Origin of the sequence: Lysinibacillus phoenicis, from assembly GCF_047238325.1 — a bacterium.
Lineage (GTDB): Bacteria > Bacillota > Bacilli > Bacillales_A > Planococcaceae > Lysinibacillus > Lysinibacillus irui.
Genome location: NZ_JBDFMP010000002.1, coordinates 3339343 through 3359061, shown reverse-complemented (window position 1 = coordinate 3359061; position 19719 = coordinate 3339343). Strand labels below are relative to the sequence as shown.

The 19719-nt window shown below is 37.0% G+C and carries 17 protein-coding genes and 1 riboswitch; of the genes, 5 read left to right on the top strand and 12 right to left on the bottom strand.

Features of this window, described 5'->3' with window-relative positions; all coding sequences use genetic code 11:
• Nucleotides 1-67 precede the first annotated feature (67 nt).
• A complete protein-coding gene (locus ABC382_RS18245; protein WP_322611882.1) occupies nt 68-568 on the bottom strand; it encodes a methylated-DNA--[protein]-cysteine S-methyltransferase in 501 nt (166 codons plus the stop codon).
• A 93-nt stretch (nt 569-661) separates the two neighbouring features.
• On the opposite strand from ABC382_RS18245, the gene ABC382_RS18240 reads away from it, so the two are divergent.
• From ABC382_RS18240 to ABC382_RS18230, 3 genes are all read left to right on the top strand, one after another.
• Nucleotides 662-1393, top strand: a complete 732-nt coding sequence (locus tag ABC382_RS18240; RefSeq protein WP_322611883.1) for an ABC transporter ATP-binding protein — start codon at nt 662-664, stop codon at nt 1391-1393.
• Nucleotides 1390-2142, top strand: coding sequence for an ABC transporter permease (locus ABC382_RS18235; protein ID WP_274794616.1), 753 nt, complete (start codon nt 1390-1392; stop codon nt 2140-2142). The genes ABC382_RS18240 and ABC382_RS18235 overlap by 4 nt, the downstream gene beginning before the upstream one ends.
• A 74-nt stretch (nt 2143-2216) precedes the next feature.
• Nucleotides 2217-3191, top strand: coding sequence for a proline dehydrogenase family protein (locus ABC382_RS18230; protein WP_274794617.1), 975 nt, complete (start codon nt 2217-2219; stop codon nt 3189-3191).
• A 44-nt stretch (nt 3192-3235) separates the two neighbouring features.
• Here ABC382_RS18230 and ABC382_RS18225 read toward each other — a convergent pair whose 3' ends face one another.
• The 10 genes from ABC382_RS18225 to ABC382_RS18180 form a co-directional block, all read right to left on the bottom strand.
• Nucleotides 3236-3847, bottom strand: coding sequence for a response regulator transcription factor (locus tag ABC382_RS18225; protein WP_274794618.1), 612 nt, complete (start codon nt 3845-3847; stop codon nt 3236-3238).
• Between the two features lie 16 nt (nt 3848-3863).
• Nucleotides 3864-5012 carry a sensor histidine kinase gene (locus ABC382_RS18220; protein WP_429978485.1) on the bottom strand — a complete coding sequence of 383 codons (1149 nt, stop codon included), beginning with the start codon at nt 5010-5012 and terminating at the stop codon, nt 3864-3866.
• A 126-nt stretch (nt 5013-5138) separates the two neighbouring features.
• On the bottom strand, nt 5139-6170 hold the full coding sequence (desA, locus tag ABC382_RS18215; protein ID WP_322611884.1) for a Delta(5) desaturase DesA: 1032 nt from the start codon (nt 6168-6170) through the stop codon (nt 5139-5141).
• Nucleotides 6171-6279: 109 nt separating this feature from the next.
• A complete protein-coding gene (locus ABC382_RS18210) occupies nt 6280-6777 on the bottom strand; it encodes a GNAT family N-acetyltransferase (RefSeq protein ID WP_312507153.1) in 498 nt (165 codons plus the stop codon).
• Nucleotides 6778-6858: 81 nt separating this feature from the next.
• Nucleotides 6859-10290, bottom strand: coding sequence for a methionine synthase (gene metH, locus ABC382_RS18205; protein ID WP_322611885.1), 3432 nt, complete (start codon nt 10288-10290; stop codon nt 6859-6861).
• Complete coding sequence (locus ABC382_RS18200; RefSeq protein WP_322611886.1) at nt 10283-12130, bottom strand: bifunctional homocysteine S-methyltransferase/methylenetetrahydrofolate reductase; 1848 nt, start codon at nt 12128-12130, stop codon at nt 10283-10285. The genes metH and ABC382_RS18200 overlap by 8 nt, the downstream gene beginning before the upstream one ends.
• Nucleotides 12131-12218: 88 nt before the next feature.
• Nucleotides 12219-12318: riboswitch (SAM riboswitch) on the bottom strand.
• Between the two features lie 99 nt (nt 12319-12417).
• On the bottom strand, nt 12418-13812 hold the full coding sequence (locus ABC382_RS18195; protein ID WP_412927005.1) for a protoporphyrinogen oxidase: 1395 nt from the start codon (nt 13810-13812) through the stop codon (nt 12418-12420).
• A gap of 186 nt (nt 13813-13998) precedes the next feature.
• Nucleotides 13999-15291: a globin-coupled sensor protein gene (locus tag ABC382_RS18190; RefSeq protein ID WP_322606705.1), complete on the bottom strand. Its 1293-nt coding sequence runs from the start codon at nt 15289-15291 to the stop codon at nt 13999-14001.
• Nucleotides 15292-15839: 548 nt separating this feature from the next.
• Nucleotides 15840-17129: an SEL1-like repeat protein gene (locus ABC382_RS18185; RefSeq protein WP_274794625.1), complete on the bottom strand. Its 1290-nt coding sequence runs from the start codon at nt 17127-17129 to the stop codon at nt 15840-15842.
• A gap of 162 nt (nt 17130-17291) precedes the next feature.
• Nucleotides 17292-18308: a YdcF family protein gene (locus ABC382_RS18180; RefSeq protein ID WP_274794626.1), complete on the bottom strand. Its 1017-nt coding sequence runs from the start codon at nt 18306-18308 to the stop codon at nt 17292-17294.
• Between the two features lie 184 nt (nt 18309-18492).
• Here ABC382_RS18180 and ABC382_RS18175 point away from each other — a divergent pair, with 184 nt between their 5' ends.
• Both ABC382_RS18175 and ABC382_RS18170 read left to right on the top strand, forming a co-directional pair.
• Nucleotides 18493-18957 carry a hypothetical protein gene (locus ABC382_RS18175; RefSeq protein ID WP_274794627.1) on the top strand — a complete coding sequence of 155 codons (465 nt, stop codon included), beginning with the start codon at nt 18493-18495 and terminating at the stop codon, nt 18955-18957.
• A complete protein-coding gene (locus ABC382_RS18170; protein WP_274794628.1) occupies nt 18945-19232 on the top strand; it encodes a DUF2653 family protein in 288 nt (95 codons plus the stop codon). Before ABC382_RS18175 ends, ABC382_RS18170 begins: the two co-directional genes overlap by 13 nt.
• A gap of 50 nt (nt 19233-19282) precedes the next feature.
• Here the strand turns inward: ABC382_RS18170 and ABC382_RS18165 are convergent, their stop codons facing one another.
• Entirely contained in the window at nt 19283-19651 is a 369-nt protein-coding gene (locus tag ABC382_RS18165; protein WP_274794629.1) for an ion channel, read from the bottom strand.
• Between the last annotated feature and the right edge of the window lie 68 nt (nt 19652-19719).

The window sequence follows — 19719 nt, the reverse complement described above, 5'->3', positions numbered from 1 at the left end:
GTGATCATTTCTTTGCCGAAAGCGCTCCTAACCTCGATCCAAGTGATCATTCCCACTATCGATTCACTTAAGCTTTCTCTAAATCAAGTAAAAACTTCTTCATCTCTAGGCCACTGCGAAAACCAGTTAATTGACCATTTTTGCCAATGACACGATGACACGGAATAATAGCTAGAATTGGATTTGCTCCAATTGCACTGCCTACAGCTCTCACCGCTTTCGGATTACCAATACGCTGTGCGATATTCCCATACGATGTCGTTGTTCCATAGGGTAATTCTTTAAGAGCATCCCAAACCGCTAATTGAAAAGGCGTTCCTTTTACATGAATGGGTAGGTCAAATTCAGTTAGTTCCTTGTTAAAAAAAGCTATTAGTTGTTCTTTATACGGTTGTAATTTTTCTCGGTTCTCTTCAAAATTGTATCCTTTAAATCGTTTTTTTGCCCACTCTTCAACCTCTTCAAATGAAGCATTGGGCGTTCCTATATAAACAATACCTATATCTGAAGCTAAAATATACATTTCTCCTTGTGCATACGTCACTGTATCAAAATACAATATTCCCATTTTCTAATCTCCCCAACTTTCTTTATTTAAACTGCAACTTCAGTCATTTCATGCTACAGTTATTTTACTGACTATAGCAAAGGAGTTTAATTGATGAACACGCTATACGAGCCTGCCATTCATTTTCAACAAGTTCACTTTTCAGTAAATGACAAATTGATATTAAAGTCAATTACTGGGTCTTTTCCTAAAGGCCAAATTACTACCCTTGTCGGTCCCTCTGGGGCGGGTAAAACAACTTTATTAAAATTATGTAATGGCCTTCTTTCTCCAACAAATGGACACATACTAATTGATAATCAGCCCATCTCTACCTATGAGCCTACAACCTTAAGAAGACATGTAGGTATTGCTTTACAGGCAGCTCCTATGATAACGGGCACTGTACTAGAAAATCTTGCAATCCCACGAACATTGCAAGGACAAAAACTATCACAACAGGAGGCCATCCAATTTTTAGAGGATGTCGGTTTAGATGAAAGCTTCCTCCACCAATCAGCCAGCGAATTATCGGGAGGCCAACGTCAAAAGGTCTCGATCGCAAGAACACTAATCAATCAGTCCTCTATTTTGTTATTAGATGAAATAACATCTGCACTGGATCGTCAATCAGTACAGGAAATTGAAAAGCTGATCGCTACAATAAATAAAAAATACAATGTTACGATGATTTGGATTACACATAATTTACAACAAGCATTAACAATTGGGCATTACACATGGGTCATGATGGATGGAGAATTAATCGAAACTGGTAAAAGCGCTTTACTCAAAGCCCCAACAAATCCACGCGTAGCAGAATTTGTACAGGGGGTAAGCAAATGACCTATACAGCTTTATTACTATCTTTGATTTTTGTATGTATCCCCCTTCTATTATCCAAAACATTAAAATTAGGACTTGAAAGAGATACACTTATCGCAACATTTCGCTCTATCGTTCAATTGCTTGCGGTCGGTTATATTTTAAAGTTTATCTTCGAGGCCAACAGCTATATCTATATTTTTCTCATGGTAGCTTTAATGATTATAGTCGCTACGTTAAATGCACGAAAAAAAGGAGCAGGCATTAAGGGGATCACCTGGAAAATAGCACTTACACTAGTGATGATCGAAATAGTGACACAAGGCGTTTTGCTTGGCTTTAAAATTGTTCCGGCAACTGCCCAATATATAATCCCTATTAGTGGCATGTTAATTGGTAATTCAATGGTGCTATCCATTTTATTTTTAAATCGATTCACTGCTGAAATTACTAGTCATAAGGATCAAATGGAATTGATTTTATCATTAGGAGGGTCACCAAAGCAGGCCATACATCGACAGCTGATCAATGCTATTAAGGCTAGTATGATTCCTACTATTGAAAGCCAAAAAACTATCGGTTTAGTACAGTTGCCAGGAATGATGAGCGGTCAAATTATTGGCGGAGCAGATCCAATCCAAGCCGTCCAATTTCAACTTTTAATTATTTTCGCTCTACTAACAACAGCTACATTATCCAGCATCATGATTGGCTTTTTAAGCTATCCTGCGTTATTTAATGAACGAATGCAATTACTTGAAATGAAATAATTGTTAGGCTGAATGTAATATAGTTTAAATAATTTATGTTATACTAAGAAAAAAATGCAGTTAGGAGAATGACCATGTTATTACGCGATTTTTTCATCCATTTATCTGAAAACCAACTATTAAATAGTGCTGCAAAGAAATATGGCCTAAAATTAGGAGCACAAAGTGTAGTAGCTGGTACAAATATTGAAGAAACCATTGCAAGCATCAAAGAACTAAATGCACATCATATTTCTTGTACAGTAGATAACCTAGGTGAATTTGTTGCAAATAAAGAAGAAGCTACTGCTGCAAAAGAAAAAATCCTTGCTGTAATCGAAGCTATTCATGAGAATGGTGTTGATGCACATATTTCATTAAAACCATCCCAATTAGGTTTAGATATTGATGTTGATTTTTGTTATGACAACCTGTATGAAATTGTAGAAAAAGCCGCTTCTTATGATATATTTGTTAACTTTGATATGGAAGACTATGGACGTCTGCAAACATCTTTTGATATGGTAGAAGAATTATCAAAAACATTTAATAATGTTGGAACAGTAATCCAGTCTTACTTTTACCGTGCAAAAGACGATATCGAAAAATTCAAAGACTACCGTTTACGCATTGTAAAAGGAGCTTATAAAGAGCCAGTAGAAGTAGCTTACCAAGATAAATTAGATATTGATTTAAACTTTATTGAGTTGATTGAATACCATTTACTTCATGGTAAATTTACATCTATTGCAACACATGATCATAATATCATTGCTCATGTTAAACGATTTGTTGCGGATCACAATATTCCGCTCGATAAATTTGAATTCCAAATGCTATACGGTTTCCGTACAGATATGCAAAAAGAGCTTGCAAAAGAAGGCTATAACTTCTGTGTATACGTTCCATTCGGCGAAGATTGGTACGGCTACTTTATGCGCCGTTTAGCTGAACGGCCTCAAAACCTTAACCTTGTAACAAAGCAAGTGTTTACGAAAAAAACGAATACAGTTCTTGCTGTAGCAGCAGGTGCATTCGTTCTTGGTCGTTTAACAAAACGCAAAAAATAATATAGAAAAAGAACCTTGCCGCACCATGCGATAAGGTTCCTTTTTTATTTGTTCCATCCTTTTTCTTTAAAGCGTGCAATAGCCTCAATACGATTACCGACATTTAGTTTTTCTAGAATCGTTGAAATATAATTACGAACCGTACCAGCGGATAAAAACAGCTCTGCGGCAATTTCCTTAGTAGTCTTGCCCTCCGCCACAAGTGTCAGTACCTGGCTTTCCCGTTCTGTTAAAGGATTTTCACTATCATCCTCATAGACAAAATCAACAAGTTCTGGCGCATAAATGCGTTTGCCGTCCATGATGGTACGGATTGCAGTAACTAGTTCCTCAATAGGACTATCCTTTAATAAGTAGCCCCTTACGCCCGCCTTTCTAGCACGCTCAAAGTATCCTGGCCTTGCAAATGTAGTTAAAATAATGACTTTACAATTTGATCCAGTGCTATGCATTTCTTCTGCTGCGTCTAGTCCAGTTTTAACTGGCATTTCAATATCCATAATACAAATATCAGGCTGATGCTCTTCCACAAGCATCAATGCTTCCTCACCATTTTTTGCTAAGCCAACGACCTCCATATCCTCCTCCATACTAAGTAAAGAGCGAAGAGCGCCTAATAGCATCCCCTGATCTTCAGCAATTACAATTCGTATCATGTCACATGCCTCTTTTCTATATGTTCTTCAAATTTTCTTTGACATTTTGATGTGTAATCGTCACTGGAATCGTAACCGTTAATGTAGTACCTTCAACACTTTCAATTTTAAAGGACCCATTAATAAACTCTAAGCGTTCCCGCATCCCATTTAATCCATTACCAGTTTTCCATGCTTGTTTTTTCGTTATTCCTTGTCCATTATCTCGGACTACTAAGTAAACTTCCTTAAAGTTTTGATGAAAAGCAATTTCGCATTTGGTTGCTCCACTATGTTTGACAACATTATTGACTGCCTCTTTTAAGCACATAGATAAAACGTTTTCTACAAGCGGTGGAACTTGCAATGCATTTTTATCGCCCTCAAAGATAAACTCCATTTCTGCCGCCTTTAATATTTGGGAAATACGCATGAGCTCATCTTCAAATTTCGCCGTGCGCATGTCCGAAACCAATTCACGTACCTCTTTTAAGGCGATACTAGCCGTCTGGCGTATATCCTTAATCTCAACTAAAGCTTGCTGTGGGTCACGTTCTATCAGCCTAGAGGCAAGATCACTTTTTAAACCAATCATAGACAATTTTTGACCCAGCGTATCATGTAAATCACGAGCTATCCGTTGACGTTCTTCAAAAACAATTAACTCAGCAATACGTTCATTCGCAGTCTCTAATTGACCTTCCAAGTTTTCACGCTTATTTTTGGAATAAATCGTTAATGGCAATAAGACAACAGCTAAAATGGTCAACACTACAAAGGGTAGCTGTGATAAAAATAAGTGGAGCTCAACAAAAAAGCCTGCTCCTGTAGAAATAACTGTAAACCCTATATGTAGACCATACATAATATAAAAGCCGACCGGTCTTCTTATGTTACCAATAAAAAAGGCTGTGAAAATAGATAGATATACATAACCATATAGAATGGTCATGACTATATTAATGACCATCTCGAAGCTAATCCACATATAAACTAAGCCGCTTTTCGAATTCATGGAAAATCGATAGAAAATAAAATAGAGCATTAAAAATGTAATACCTATTGATATTTCAATGTATGATGATTTTCTAAAAATAAAGAAAAACGGTAGGAAACAAAAAATAATCCATAAATATACGCTGAGCATTGGACTATTCGGAATAATACTATGCCATTTCCTCAACATAATCTCACGCTCTTTCCTACTTTTCCCTTATTATAACAAGAAAATTAATTTTATGCCTGTGCTTTGGATAAGACTCTTCCCTTTACATAAAACAGCCATCTCCCTTGCAGAGATGGCTGTTATCAACTAAGCGGCAATGCTGCCTCTTTCTTTGCGTTTTATAATTTCATTTACTTCTTTAAACGTAACAAATTTACCTTGATCTTCATCATATAGCTTGTAACGTAATGATTCTAAGCTTGTAGCTAAAGTAATCGTTGTCGCCATATGTAATGGCGGTGTTTCATTATGTGCTTTTTCAAGATTATAGTTAGGTACACGAGGGGCTAAGTGATGGACATGATGGAATCCGATATTCCCTGTAACCCATTGTAAAATTTTCGGTAATTTATAATACGAGCTACCCTCAACTGCGGCTTTCACATAATCCCACTCTGAGTTATGTTCAAAGTATGAATCTTCATATGTGTGCTGGATATAAAATAACCAAATTCCTAATGATCCGGCAATAAATAATGTAACACCTTGGACTAATAGAAATGCTTGCCAGCCCATAAAGAAAATTAAAGAGGCACACAATCCGACAATGACAATATTCGTTAACACCGTGTTGAAACGTTCCTTTTTCTTTGCATCCTTACGATTAAAGCGATTTAAGACAAGTACCATATATAAAGGCCCTAACCCAAACATAACAAATGGGTTTCGATAAAAACGATACCATAATCGTTGACCTTTTGAAGCTTGTAAATATTCCTCCACTGTCATCATATCAATATCACCAATACCACGCTTGTCTAGATTCGAGCTTGTTGCATGGTGAATTGTATGTTCACGTTTCCACTTTTCATATGGGAATGATGTTAGTACTCCCGTAAAAAATCCAACCCAGTCGTTTGCCTTTTTACTTTTGAAAAATGAACCATGTGTGCAATCGTGAAAGATAATAAAAGTTCTTACGACGAACCCAGCTGAAATGACACTTAAACCGACAGTTAGCCAAGTTGAAACATCCACTAACAAGTAACCTGCTACCCACAATGCAATTAACGGTACAATTGTATTTATCATTTGAAAAACACTTTTACGCGTATCTGATTTAGCAAATGGCGCTACATCTTGGCGTAACTTTTTCGTTTTTTCTTTAATTGTTGCCATCTTTTACTCCCTCGTTTCCTTTTCCTTATGACCTCATCATAAAATAAGAGTACAAGTGAGAACAGATGCAATCATCATAAAAAGGATATGACATTTGTCATACCCTTTATCATTTCGGTCCAACCAAATGGAGTTGATAAAACACAAGGTCTAGCCATTGTTCAAACTTATAACCTGCATTTCTGATTGTTCCTGCATATTCAAAGCCTAATTTTTCATGTGCCTTTATACTACCAATGTTTTCACCATCTATACCTGCTACAAGCGTTTTCACACCATTCTCTTGTGCAAATGCTATGAGCCTGTGCATAAGCTTTGTGGCAATCCCTTTTTGATAATGCTCTTTATGCACGTAAACAGAGTGCTCCATTGTATATTGGTAACCGGGATATGGACGGAATTGACTGTAGGTAGCAAAGCCAGCGATCATCCCATTTTCCTCGAAAACAAGCAAAGGATTTCCTAGTGCCTGCTGCTCCTTAAACCACTGTATTTTTTCATCCAAAGATTGTATTTCATATCGATAGACTGCCTTGCTTGTTAAAATAATATCATTATAGATGTCCAAAACTTCAGGTATATCTTGTTCTTCCATGAATCGAATCATGTTGCTCACTTCCTTAACGAAATTGGTCACACATTCAATGTTTAAAAATAATCATCAGCAGAATGTTATTATATTACACCCTTAAACATTAAAATAGCGAGCATCAGGATGAGCAAAAACAATCGCAGATACAGATGCTTCCGGCTCCATCATAAATCCTTCAGTTAAATGAACACCAATATCTTCAGGCTTTAATAAGCCAAACAGCTTCTCTTGATCTTCCAAGTTAGGGCAGGCAGGGTAACCGAATGAAAAACGTTGCCCTTGATATTTTGCTGCAAACCGATCTCTCATCGTGAAATCTGTCGCGTCAGGGAAGCCCCATTGGTCACGAATTTCTTGATGCATACGTTCAGCAAAGCCCTCTGCTAATTCTAGTGCAGTCGATTGTAGTGCATGGCTTTCGAGGAATTTACCGTCCTCTTTTAACTGGCGTGCTGTAGCCATCACTCCTTTTCCTGCAGTTACTACCATGAGTGCAATATAGTCCATTTCACCGCTTTCTACTGTTTTTAAGAAGTCAGCAAGACATAAAAATGGTTCTACCTGCTGGCGCGGGAAAGTAAAACGTTCAATTTCTGTTTTACTATCAGCAGGATCATAAACAACGACATCATCCCCATCCGCTTGGGCAGGGAAAAATTGATACAAACCTGAAGGCTTTAATAAATCACCTTTCAAATAATCATCTACTAATTCTTTTAGCTCTGTAGCTCTAGAATCTCCCGCTTCAAGCAGTTGATGAACTTGCCCTTTCAAGCCTAAATGATGTCCTAGCAATGTCCGCATATTAACATATGGATATAAATGTGATACAGCATATTCTTTTTTTACATGGCGACGTAAATCTGCTGGTAAATATACAGCTGCTTCTTTGACTGTTCGTGCAGGTTTTATCGTTACCTCTTTTACAGGACGAGCAGCTCGTTTTTCATCTGCCTCTAAACGTTTTTGGCGAGATTCTGCGATTTCAGCTAAGAAATTGGCACGTGTCCCCTCTCCCATTAAAAGATTGGCCTGCTCTAGGCCTTGCATTGCATCTTTTGAATAAATTACAGGACCATCATATTCATCTGCTATTTTTGTTTCAGTAAAGCGTCGAGAAAGTGCCGCTCCACCCACTAAAATAGGTACATCAATACCTGCCTCTTTGAAATCTTGAGCAGTAATGACCATCTGTTGCGCTGATTTTACTAACAAACCCGATAATCCGATAAAGTCTGGTTTTTCCTTGCGAATGGCTTCAATTAATTGGGCAGGGGTTACTTTAATGCCTAGATCTACAACCTTATAGCCATTATTACTTAATATAATATCCACAAGGTTCTTCCCAATATCGTGAACATCTCCTTTGACGGTAGCAAGTACCATTTTCCCTTTCCCAGCACTCTCTTCATTCTTCTCCATGAATTGCTCTAAATGGGCAACGGCAGCCTTCATCACACCCGCTGATTGTAAAACCTCTGCTACAATGAGTTGATTATCATTAAATAATCGACCTACCTCAGCCATACCTTCCATTAAAGGACCATTAATGATATCAAGAGGTGTCTCAAAGATTTCACGGGCTGCATCTAAATCCTCTATTAGTCCTTCCTTCGTACCCTCTAGAATATAGTAAGCTAAACGACCCTCAACCGTTTTTGGTATATCGGCTTCCGTTTTTTCCTTCTTTTTGTCACGATAGAAGTCTGTGAATACGGCTAAGGTTTCATCATTTGTATTAAACAGCAAGTCATTAGCTAGCTTTATTTCCTCTTCAGGAATGGAAGCATATCGCTCTAGCTTCTCTGTATTAACAATAGCGTAATCCAAACCAGCAATTGTACAATGATAGAGATACACAGCATTCAGTACTTCTCGGCCCACTGGCGGTAAGCCAAACGAGATATTACTTACACCTAGAACTGTTAATGTTTGCGGCATTTTTTCTTTGATTAGTCGAATCCCTTCAATGGTTTCGAGAGCAGATCCAATATACTGCTCATCTCCAGTTCCTACTGGGAACATCAATGGGTCAAAAATAATATCTTCTGGTGCAATACCCCATTTTTCAGTTAAAAGTTGATAGGAACGTTCAGCAATTTCAAGCTTACGATGACGATCAACCGCCATACCTTTTTCATCAATTGTACCAACAACTAATGACGCACCGTATTTTTTCACAAGTGGTAATACGGCATCAAATCGCTCCTCGCCATCTTCCAGATTAATAGAGTTAATGATGGCTTTCCCTTGCGAAAATTTTAGCGCCTCCTCGATGACTTTTTCATCTGTTGAGTCAATCACAAGAGGAACCTTCACTTTTTTCACAACCTCCTGCATAAAGCCACGCATATCTTCTAATTCATCACGATCTGGGTTTGCTAAACAAATATCAATAACATGGGCACCATTTTTAACTTGCGCACGTGCAATCTCTGCTGCTTCCTCAAACTTTCCATCAATGATTAAATTTTTAAATTTTCGGGAGCCGATAACATTCGTTCTTTCTCCAATAAATAATGGACGCATGGAATCGTCATACAATAATGGTTCGATACCAGATACCGCATGACCATGCGTTTTTTCTGGTAATTGTCGTGGTTTTTCACCTTTTAAAACTTCACGAATAGCTGCAATATGTGCTGGAGTTGTTCCACAGCAACCACCTACAATATTAAGCCAACCCTTTTCTGCAAAGCCTTTTAATTTTTGCGATAAAGATTCTGGCGATTCATGGTAACAGCCTTCTTCATCAGGTAAGCCAGCATTTGGATAACAACTTATATAGCCTGTTGAAAGCTCTGCTAATGAACGAATATGATCCGTCATAAACTCTGGTCCTGTCGCACAGTTTAAGCCAACTGATAATGGTTTAATATGCTCAATAGATATATAAAAGGCATCAATCGTTTGTCCTGCGAGTGTCGTACCCATCGGTTCAATTGTTCCTGAAATCATAACGGGAAGTTCCTTGCCAGTTGCCGCGAAAGCACGTGTTACCCCTAATGTGCCGGCTTTAACATTCAGCATATCCTGACTTGTTTCCAATAACAGCACATCTGCTCCTGCCTCAATTAAGGCCTTCGCTTGGATAAAGAAATTTTCCTCGAGCTCATCAAATGTAATACCGCCAGTTACGGATAATGTTTTTGTTGTTGGTCCCATAGCTCCAGCTACAAATCGCGGCCAATCCGATGTTGTAAATTTATCCACCGCTTGGCGAGCAATTTCAACTGCACGTTTATTAATCTCTTCCGCTTTTGCACCCAGATCGTATTCATTTAACACAAGAGGAGTTCCACCAAATGTATTCGTACAAATGATATCTGCGCCAGCCTCTAAATATTTAAGATGAATTTTCTCTATAACATCAGGTCTAGTAAGCACAAGATTTTCATTACACCCATCGAGCTCCTCTCCACCAAAATCATCTGCCGATAAGTTTTCATTTTGTAGCATTGTTCCCATTGCGCCATCAAGAATTAAAATACGTTTCTCTAATTGCTCTTCAATCAAGTGCTTAGCCATGTATACTTACTCCTTTTTTTTGTTCATCCAATTGCTCAATATATTTCATCAACTCTAGTGTCACATCATAGCGTAAAAAAGGTGTAATAAGGTAAATACCATTAAAATATTGCGCAGCCACCTCTACTAATTCCCTTGCAATGGCAATACCCTCAGCTGTTGCACGTTCTTTATCTTCACCACAAGCCTTCATTCTTGCTAAGGCATCTTCTGATAATTTGATGCCAGGCACCTCGTGGTGTAAAAACTCTGCACTTTTATAACTCGTAACGGGCATAATCCCAATATATATCGGTGCTTGTAGATGCTTTGTTGCCTCGTAAATTTCCACAATTTTTTCCTTCGTATACACTGGCTGTGAAATAAAATAATCTGCACCATGTTCGATTTTCTTTTCTAAACGTGCCACAGCACGGTCTAACACACGAACGTTTGGATTAAATGCAGCAGCCACTGAAAAATTTGCTTTTTTTCGAAGGGGTTTACCAGAGAAAGAGACCCCTTCATTTAACTGCTTAATTAATTGGATTAGCTCCATCGAGGAGACATCATAAACGCTTGTCGCACCTGGGAAGTCCCCAACTTTTGTTGGATCACCCGTAACAGCTAAGACATCATGAATTCCTAAAGCATTTAATCCCATTAAATGTGATTGCAGACCGATTAAATTACGATCTCGACATGTAATATGTGTTAGAGGACGTACGCCATGTGTATTCTTCAACAATGCTCCCATTGCAATATTGCTAATACGAGGAGAGGCTAGAGAATTGTCTGCCATCATGACTACATCTGCGCCAGCATCATACAATTGTTTTGCTCCTACAAGGAATCCATCAATTTCTAAATGTCTAGGTGTATCCAGTTCTACAATGACAGATCGTTCACGTTTTACTTTTTCATGAAGAGGCTCATACTTAGGAGGCTCTGCTTCTCGAACGACCTCAATCTTTTCAGGTTTCGCATGCTTTTCATGAACGGGTGATAACTCCTCTAAATATTTTTTTGCTGCCGCTATATGCTTTGGTGTCGTACCACAGCAGCCCCCAATCAAGCGTACCCCTTGATCACGTAGTTCTACTGCTGCTCGACCAAAATAATCAGCCTCCGATTCATAAACGACACGCCCATCTTCTAAGTCAAGAAGTGAAGCGTTCGGATAAGCTGACATAAATGCCTTTTCAGGAAGTTCTACGCCTTCAAATGCTTGTATTGTATGATGTGGGCCTAGCCGGCAATTGACACCAACGATATCTGCACCAAGTGTTTCTAGCTCATGCAAAACATTATTTAAAGACATTCCATTTTGTAAAACACCAGGCTCATGCATAGATACTTGTGCAATAATTGGTAACATTGTTTTTGCACGTAACATTTTTAATGTTGCAGTTAATTCTTCAAAATCATAATAGGTTTCAAGTAAGAGGCCATCTGGATTTCCTGCAAGTAAAACACTTGCTTGTTCCTCTACAGTCGCTAATATTTCCTCTAGTGTTGCATCACTTTTTCGGATACCACGAATACCTCCTATTGTCCCTAAAACAAATTGACCTCCATCTGCAGCTGCTCGCTTAGCAATTGTAATAGCTGCTTCATTAAATTGTTGAACGCGTGATTCTAATCCATAGCGAGCTAATTTGATGGCATTTGCACCGTACGTATTCGTTTGAATGATGTCAGCACCAGCCGCAATATATTCTCTATGAATCTTTTCAATTAACTCTGGTCTCTGCACATTCATTTCCTCATGGCAATATTCCAATCCATAGCCATAAAGAACTGTGCCTATTGCACCATCCGCCGTCAATACATGCGTGTTTAACTTCTCAAGCAATCCCATAAAACTAGCCTCTCTTCCTATGTCTCTGTATAATAAAAAGCCTTCTTTCATAAAAAAGAAGGCTTTAACGATTCAGCATTGTTGTTCCTTCTCATCTTCGACTCAACGGTCTTCTGGATTTAGCACCTGACAATAAGTTGGTTGCTGAAGCTTCAATGGGCCAGTCCCTCTGCTTCTCTTGATAAGAATTAAGTATGAATTTTTTAAATAATTAAAAGAATCATATCGTTTACTGACGAATGAGTCAAGAGTATTTCACGTAACAAAGTAATTTTTAACTTAAAATCTTAGAAACTGGATAGTTCCTCTGCAAGCTCCTCACCAATTTTTTTCCCATTTTGAATGCAAGCTCCGATACCTACACCAAAATATGAACAGCCTGCTATAGCTAAATTTGGATAGTTTTTGTTCAGTTCCTGAAGCAACCCTTGTAACGCTTCTCTGTGAGCTAAGTCGTATTTAGGCATTTGATCAATCCATTTTGTTACATTTACTACGGTTGGATCCTCTTCTATTCCCAAGCTCTTTCGAACATCCTCTAAAGCAACGGTTGCCAATTCTTCATCAGTCATGGCACGTAGTTGTTCATACGCTGGGTTAATACTCTTATAGAAGAGTCGTACAAGTAATTTATTGTCTCTCGATGTATGCTTCCATTTACGACTTGTCCAAGTTACTGCATTACAAGTAACGTTAGAATTATGAGAGACAATATAGCCCGTTCCATCTGCTGGCAATTTCGCGTCTGGTACATCGAAGCCTAAGTATATGGTAATGGCTGACGCAGTAGTAAATTGATTAAAATAACAGTTTAATGATTCGTCCTTCATGAGGCTTTGAACAGCTTCATTCGGTAGTGCAAGCACAACATAATCTGCTCCGATATTTTCACCATTTGCTAATGAAATTGTATAGCGGTCTTTCTGTTTTTGAACATGTAAAGTAGCGACACCCTTGATAATTTCAACATTGGTTAATGTTTGCTCAAGTCGATCGATTAAAGAAGTTAAACCATTTTTAAATGATATAAATTTTTTATTGGCAGCTTTAACAAATTGCTCACGGTTCGCATCAAAACCTTTAATGATACTTCCATAATCATTCTTATAATCAATTAAATACGGTAAAGTAGAAGCAATTGAAAGCTGATGTAAATCACCTGAATACACACCTGCTAGAACTGGTGCAATTTGGTTTTTTACTAGTTCCTCTCCTAAATAGTAGGTTAAGAACTCGCCAATTGAACTTTCCTTTGTAAAGCCTTTGTTTGGTAATGTCAAATCCTTTAATGCTTCCTGCTTTCCTTGCTCTGATATTAATGTGCTTTCCTCTAAGGATGCCAAGCTCATTGGAATACCAAATGTAGAATCAGCTGGAATAGCATGTAGTTCATTATTTGTGTAAATATAAGAAATGCCGGTTTCGTTATAAACTAGATTATCTTCAAAATCAAGCTCCTGCACTAGCTCCATAACACCTTTATGGCGAGCGACAATAGAATCAGCACCTGTTTCCATAATAAATCCTTCTTCATATGCCGAATGTAACTTACCACCTAGATATGTATTTTTCTCTACAAGTACTAGACGAACATCTAGATTATTCTCCTTCACTTGACGTTGTAAGTAATGCATTGTGCATAATCCTGTAATTCCGCCACCTAATACAACAACTGTTTTCATATAAACCGCCCCTATTATTAGTTCTTTCTACAGTATAAACCTATTTTCATTGAAAATTGCATTCAACCCTTTACAAATTTAGCAAAAATAGAGCTATCCCTTTAGGAGATAGCTCTAGCCAACATATATATTAATAGGTACTATAGTGTTAATTACGCCTAATACATTGTAGTAAATACTAACCGTCTATACTTTTAAATTTTGCGCAAAGGTCGCTAATTTTTCTGCCGAATTCGTTACTTCTGTAAATGATGTCCCTAACTCACCTAATATACCTACGATTGCTTGTATTTTTGTTGCCATGCAATCATTTTGTTCTTTTGCTTCAGTCATGGCATCTAGTATACTCGTAAACTGGCCTTCTGTTTGCAACATATTTTCCTCACCAGACGCTACTTCTCCTTGAATATTCGTCAAAGAATACTCTAATTTCTCAGTCCGTTCGCTTGTTTTTTTCAATAACAAAGCAACCGCTGTTACCGATTCTTTTGTTTGAATAGATAACTTTCGAACTTCGTCTGCTACTACACTAAATCCTTTTCCCGCCTCTCCAGCTCGAGCCGCTTCAATAGCTGCATTCAAAGCTAACAGATTAGTTTGATTCGCAATAGTAGTAACAACACTCATGATTGTCTCCATTTCTCTAGACATACCTGATAATTGTTCTATATTTTCTTCAATATCATGAAGTGAATGAATAATATTATGCATATTTTGTGATTGATTTTTTAAACGTTCCCGTCCTGCAAGTGCTTCATTTTCAGCTAAAGTCGATACATCAAGCGATTTTTTGGCCAATTTTTTAATCTCATCAGACTGCTTGCTGAGACAGCAAAAAGAATGATTGGTTTCCTGAGAGATTGTGGCAAGCTCTACAGAAGAACGTACAATTTGTTGTTCAATTGCGACTCTCTCATGCTCCATGCTTTCTTTCATTTCTTCAACAGTATTTTCAAAAGCTTCTAAGACGAGCTGTTGCTCAAAGTTACAAATTTTCGATATAGCTCTTATTGTATTGAACTGATCATAAGGATACTCTATATTTTTTTCAACTAAATCAATAAATGAAATAGATAAATCTTGGAATGCGCAAATATACCATTGTGTTCTTAGTCCAATGTGGACATGTACCTTCGCAATTTTTACACGCCTTAGATAGAACTCCTCATCAATTATTCCATTAAACATTTCGATAATATGCTTCTGTAACGTTACTTTAAGCTTTTCTACAGAACTATGTTGACTAATAATATCTACCAAATGATGCTCTGTTCCTATCATGTTATAAAAGCGGTTTACGATGTGATCTACATTGTCCATAACATATGGTTGGAAAGCCTTTAAATATTGTAAGTCTTGCTCCGTTAAGTTCAGCATTTCAATTTGCTTCGCCATTGATTGGCGATTAGACAAATCCATTTTCACTGTGTATTGCTGTAGATCCAATACCTTCGTCTTTCTCTGTTTTTGAAAAATCACACATCTTCCCTCTTTCATTCTGTTTACTTTCAGCAGGCCGAGAAACATCAAATACCTTTTAACATATTGATAGATTAATGAAAAAATACCTATCCATTACGTCTTGGCATAACCATATACATTTTTCCAAGTTTATTGAAAAAAACTTCCCTTTCAAACACTATGAATGACAAACAGTAGATTTTTGCATATGTACCTTTTCAAAATCACTCATATACCTTAATCATTTTATAATTTGCTGTCAATTTTTAACCACCCAATATTTTACATAAAATGTATAAAAAGTCCCTACAGTAAATTCACTTTAAAAAACAATTAAAAAGCTACCACACTATTAATTGGTAGCTTTTTTTACCCGATTTCTTGATTATTATGCTTATTTTTTTAAAATTTCTTCTGGCACCCTATAAATTTCACTATATTAATAATTTTTACCCTTATAACAACTAAAACTATATACTCACTAAAAGGTTTATTCATATACCAAAAGTTTCATGTTAATCAGATGTATAAATAATTCAAAGACACTATATTTTTTAACACAAAATTTACAAACTTTTAAGTTCCTGTAATATTTCCGAAGCTTCTTTAATGCCTGCATCTGCTGCAAGTCCATACCACTTGATGGCCTCTTTCAGATTTCTAGCTATCCCTTCACCTTTATTGTACATATGCCCTAGCTGTAACTTGGCCTCTGCATCCCCTTGAAGGGCAGCCTGTTTAAACCAATGAATGCCTTTTTCAATATTTCGTATACCTGCAAGCCCATTACTCCATATATACCCCAAATCATAAAAAGCATCTACATGATATTGTTCTGCAGCTCGTTCATACCAAAATAGTGCGCGGTTTACCTCCTTCGTTTGGCCTAGGCGTCCCTCTAAATAAATTCCACCAAGAAGATATTGTGCTTCTACATAACCGGCCTCTGCAGATTGTTTATAGGCATTGAATGCTGCCTCCATATCTACAGTCACGCCTAACCCCTGCTCATATATAATCCCTAGCGTAAACATGGCCTCTGGTACATTCTTTTTAGCAGCATAGTCAAACCATTTTTTTGCTAATGTATAATCCTTCGTTACTCCTTCACCATTAAAGTACATATCCGCTAAATTATTGGCAGCATCCGCATGTCCCTGCATTGACGCCTTTTCATAGTATAAAAAGGCCATCGAATGACTTTCTTCTACTCCAATTCCTTCAAAGTAAAAATTACCTAACATATATTGTGCATCGGCATTCCCTTGAGTCGCAGCTAACTCAAACCATTTCAATGATTTTTCGATCTGAAAATGATTACCTTCCCTAGCATTGTAATATTCACCTAGTTGATACTGTGCATCCGCGTCCTGTTCTTCAACCGCCTCTTTATATAGATCAATCATGACCTCATGATCCAAATCCTCTTCCTCTGAAATAGCAACTTGTTCATTATTTTGGTGGTGGAAGTACCATTCTATAATATCAAGCACGTCATCCACTACTTCTATACGATTTGCTAGCTTTTCTAGCGAGGAAATTTGCCAAACAAGTATATAGATTGACTGTGGTATGGCCTCACGCAACACATCGTCATACTCCGCTAACAATGTTAATACATTCTCCTGCACTGATTGGTATTGTTCTGATTGGACAATTTGTAAATGGCGTTGCTGCTGTTCTTTTAATAGCCTCCTCACTATTTGATACAATATTTTTTGCAAGGCTGCTAGGTTAACTTCAGCGAATGTAAGTAATTTTATATTTTGAGCAAACCATGAATTTTCTGTTTGTATCAGATTTTGTAGAGAATCAATTCGTTCTTTGTTTCGCTTAACTAACATTTGCTCGTACATTATTTTCCTCCCTTGCACGCTCTATCAATTACGTCCAAATTTTTTCGAACTTGCTCGAAAAGCTCACCTTCACAACTACCGCTTCACAATCAGAATAAAAATTGCTGAATCAAGCTAAAAAACTGCCTTACCACTATTATATGGAAGACAGTTGAATTTTGGTTACACATACGCTCTCAATAGCAAGCCTACGAATAGGGTGATGATTAAAAAGACTGTAATGTGTGCCCATTTATACATTTCTAATAAGCCAATAAATTCTCTTGTGAATGCGTTTGGAACATAGTAAAAGGCTGTCTTAGAACCAATTCCTTCCGCATCTAATTTTGCCTTTTTCGCATAAATACTTGCACGAAACACATGAAAATTATTCGTAACAAAAATAGAGCGATATTTTTCACCTTGTGCATGATGGTCCATTACCTTTTTCGAAAAGGACATATTTTGTTCTGTATTAGAGGATTGATCCTCTTTTAGAATCTTGTCAGGGGGAATTTGGTGAATATTAATTAAGTATTGTTTCATAGCAAATGCTTCCGATATCCTTTCATCATTCCCTTGCCCACCTGACACAATGATAAAAGGCCTTTCCCCATACTTTTTATATTGCTTCACCGCCTCATCTAAACGACTTGCTAAAAGAGGGGGCACTCTATCACCAATTAACCCTGAGCCCAGAGCAATTATATAGTTAGGTTCATAGCGTATCGGCGTATAATGATACAATATGGCATATGCTAGGACACTTGTGTATAAAAACATTGTATAGCCAAAAATCAAAAATGCATAGAAGAAAAGAATATGCCAAAGGACATTTTCAATTTCAATAAAAATGACGAAAACATACCATATCATCATCATAACAAAACTTAGCCCCAGAATGGCTAACATTAAATTACGTACTTTACGCCCTTCCTTTTCCAATAATACTTTACTATTGAAAAACATGGCGATTGATAAAATAAACATAATGCTAGGAAAGCTTGCTAATATAATAAATATCCCCATTTCTGAAATAATCCCCTGATCATTTGGCAGCAATAACGGATAATGGATCATAAGTAATCGAATAACATATACACCTATCAAACCAAGAGCTACCACATTGAGAAAGCGCCTTTTTTCTGTTAGGTACAACAGGAAAAATATTGAAATTAATATTATGAATGTTAGTAGCATCACTTCACCCCTTCCTATTACTTCATTTTTACAATCATTGTATCTGTCACTACTTGTTCAAATTTTTTGATAGAGCCCAATTATCTGAAGCGTTTGTTTTATTTTTTAATAAAGTTCATGTAATATTACTATATAAGAAATAGTTTATGACCAAACTCAAAATTATATTGGAGGAATGTAAGTAATGAAAAAAATTCTTGCCGCTCTTTTTGCAGCGACACTGATATTTTCAACGGTTGGTGCAACATTATTCATTTCAGATACACCAACGGCAGAAGCTAAATCCTATAAATCAGGTAAAAAAGGCTTCTCTAACAATAATAATAGCTCGAATATCCAGAAATCACAGGATACTTCTAAAGATCAAAACAATGCAACAACAAATAAATCTAATTCAACATCTACTAATAAAGTGGATACTACTAAAAAAGGTGGCTTTTTCTCAGGAGGTCTGATGAAAGGCTTAATGCTTGGGGGACTTGCTGGTTTATTATTCGGTAGTCTATTTAGTGGTATGGGGTTACTCGGAAATATTTTAGGTTTATTAATTAACGTAGCGGCAATTGTCGTTATTGTGATGCTTGTCATAAAAATTGTGAATATGTTTAAAGATAAAAAGCGTAAAGAGGAAGCACAATGGCACAAATAATTAATGAGCAAGATATTATTAATGCGATTTGTTTATCTCAGGCATATTATAAAAACATCCGCCCAGAAGATGTGCTAGTTGAATTAACATACGATGATGATACAGGCTTCGGTGCTGAGGTTGAAGTAAACGGTCAAATTGAGATGCTCAATACGGCAGCCATGATTGGCGCATTACGTGTTTGGATTAAAGACGTTCTACATGGTGACCCTTTCTCAACAGGAATTGAGCTAGTTTTAGACGATGAAGAAGGCATTATTGCCAAATTATCATAATAAAAATAGCAGTACAATGAATCCTTCATAAGATTCATCGTACTGCTATTTTACTTTTTCATCCGTTTCTTCACCTCTTCTTTTTCTTCTTCATTAAGAGAAAAATCGACTATTGAACGGCCAAGCATTAATAGCATGATAAACATGACTCCCGTACCAACAATTAAATAGATCATTGTGAAAACTTTAGAATATGCCGTAGTTGGATAGAGCCCTGTTTCTACGCCTGTTGGAATCAAACTGACAACTGCAAAATACATAGCGTCCAGCCAATACCATCCTTCAGTCCCCTTGTAAAACAATGTTCCTGAAAGAATGATTAAAAACAGTGTAGTAAATAATGAGATAAACTGTGGTCGCTTAAATGACCTCCACAATCCTTTCGCTAATCTTTTAGCAGATAATATAAATGAGAGCATCCCTAACCTCCTTTTTTCTAAACGTTCTATAACATAGTTAGACTATACGTTGTTTTTAACAAAAACGT

Bases quoted from the DNA above. Each gene is read 5' to 3' on its own strand.
- ABC382_RS18165 (WP_274794629.1), bottom strand. From the start codon at position 19,651: ATGCTCTCATTTATATTATCTGCTAAAAGATTAGCGAAAGGATTGTGG.
- ABC382_RS18185 (WP_274794625.1), bottom strand. From the start codon at position 17,129: ATGTACGAGCAAATGTTAGTTAAGCGAAACAAAGAACGAATTGATTCT.
- ABC382_RS18195 (WP_412927005.1), bottom strand. From the start codon at position 13,812: ATGAAAACAGTTGTTGTATTAGGTGGCGGAATTACAGGATTATGCACA.
- metH (WP_322611885.1), bottom strand. From the start codon at position 10,290: ATGGCTAAGCACTTGATTGAAGAGCAATTAGAGAAACGTATTTTAATT.
- ABC382_RS18210 (WP_312507153.1), bottom strand. From the start codon at position 6,777: ATGATTCGATTCATGGAAGAACAAGATATACCTGAAGTTTTGGACATC.
- ABC382_RS18200 (WP_322611886.1), bottom strand. From the start codon at position 12,130: ATGGGATTGCTTGAGAAGTTAAACACGCATGTATTGACGGCGGATGGT.
- ABC382_RS18220 (WP_429978485.1), bottom strand. From the start codon at position 5,012: ATGTTGAGGAAATGGCATAGTATTATTCCGAATAGTCCAATGCTCAGC.
- ABC382_RS18175 (WP_274794627.1), top strand. From the start codon at position 18,493: ATGAAAAAAATTCTTGCCGCTCTTTTTGCAGCGACACTGATATTTTCA.
- ABC382_RS18240 (WP_322611883.1), top strand. From the start codon at position 662: ATGAACACGCTATACGAGCCTGCCATTCATTTTCAACAAGTTCACTTT.
- desA (WP_322611884.1), bottom strand. From the start codon at position 6,170: ATGGCAACAATTAAAGAAAAAACGAAAAAGTTACGCCAAGATGTAGCG.
- ABC382_RS18170 (WP_274794628.1), top strand. From the start codon at position 18,945: ATGGCACAAATAATTAATGAGCAAGATATTATTAATGCGATTTGTTTA.
- ABC382_RS18225 (WP_274794618.1), bottom strand. From the start codon at position 3,847: ATGATACGAATTGTAATTGCTGAAGATCAGGGGATGCTATTAGGCGCT.
- ABC382_RS18245 (WP_322611882.1), bottom strand. From the start codon at position 568: ATGGGAATATTGTATTTTGATACAGTGACGTATGCACAAGGAGAAATG.
- ABC382_RS18230 (WP_274794617.1), top strand. From the start codon at position 2,217: ATGTTATTACGCGATTTTTTCATCCATTTATCTGAAAACCAACTATTA.
- ABC382_RS18235 (WP_274794616.1), top strand. From the start codon at position 1,390: ATGACCTATACAGCTTTATTACTATCTTTGATTTTTGTATGTATCCCC.
- ABC382_RS18180 (WP_274794626.1), bottom strand. From the start codon at position 18,308: ATGCTACTAACATTCATAATATTAATTTCAATATTTTTCCTGTTGTAC.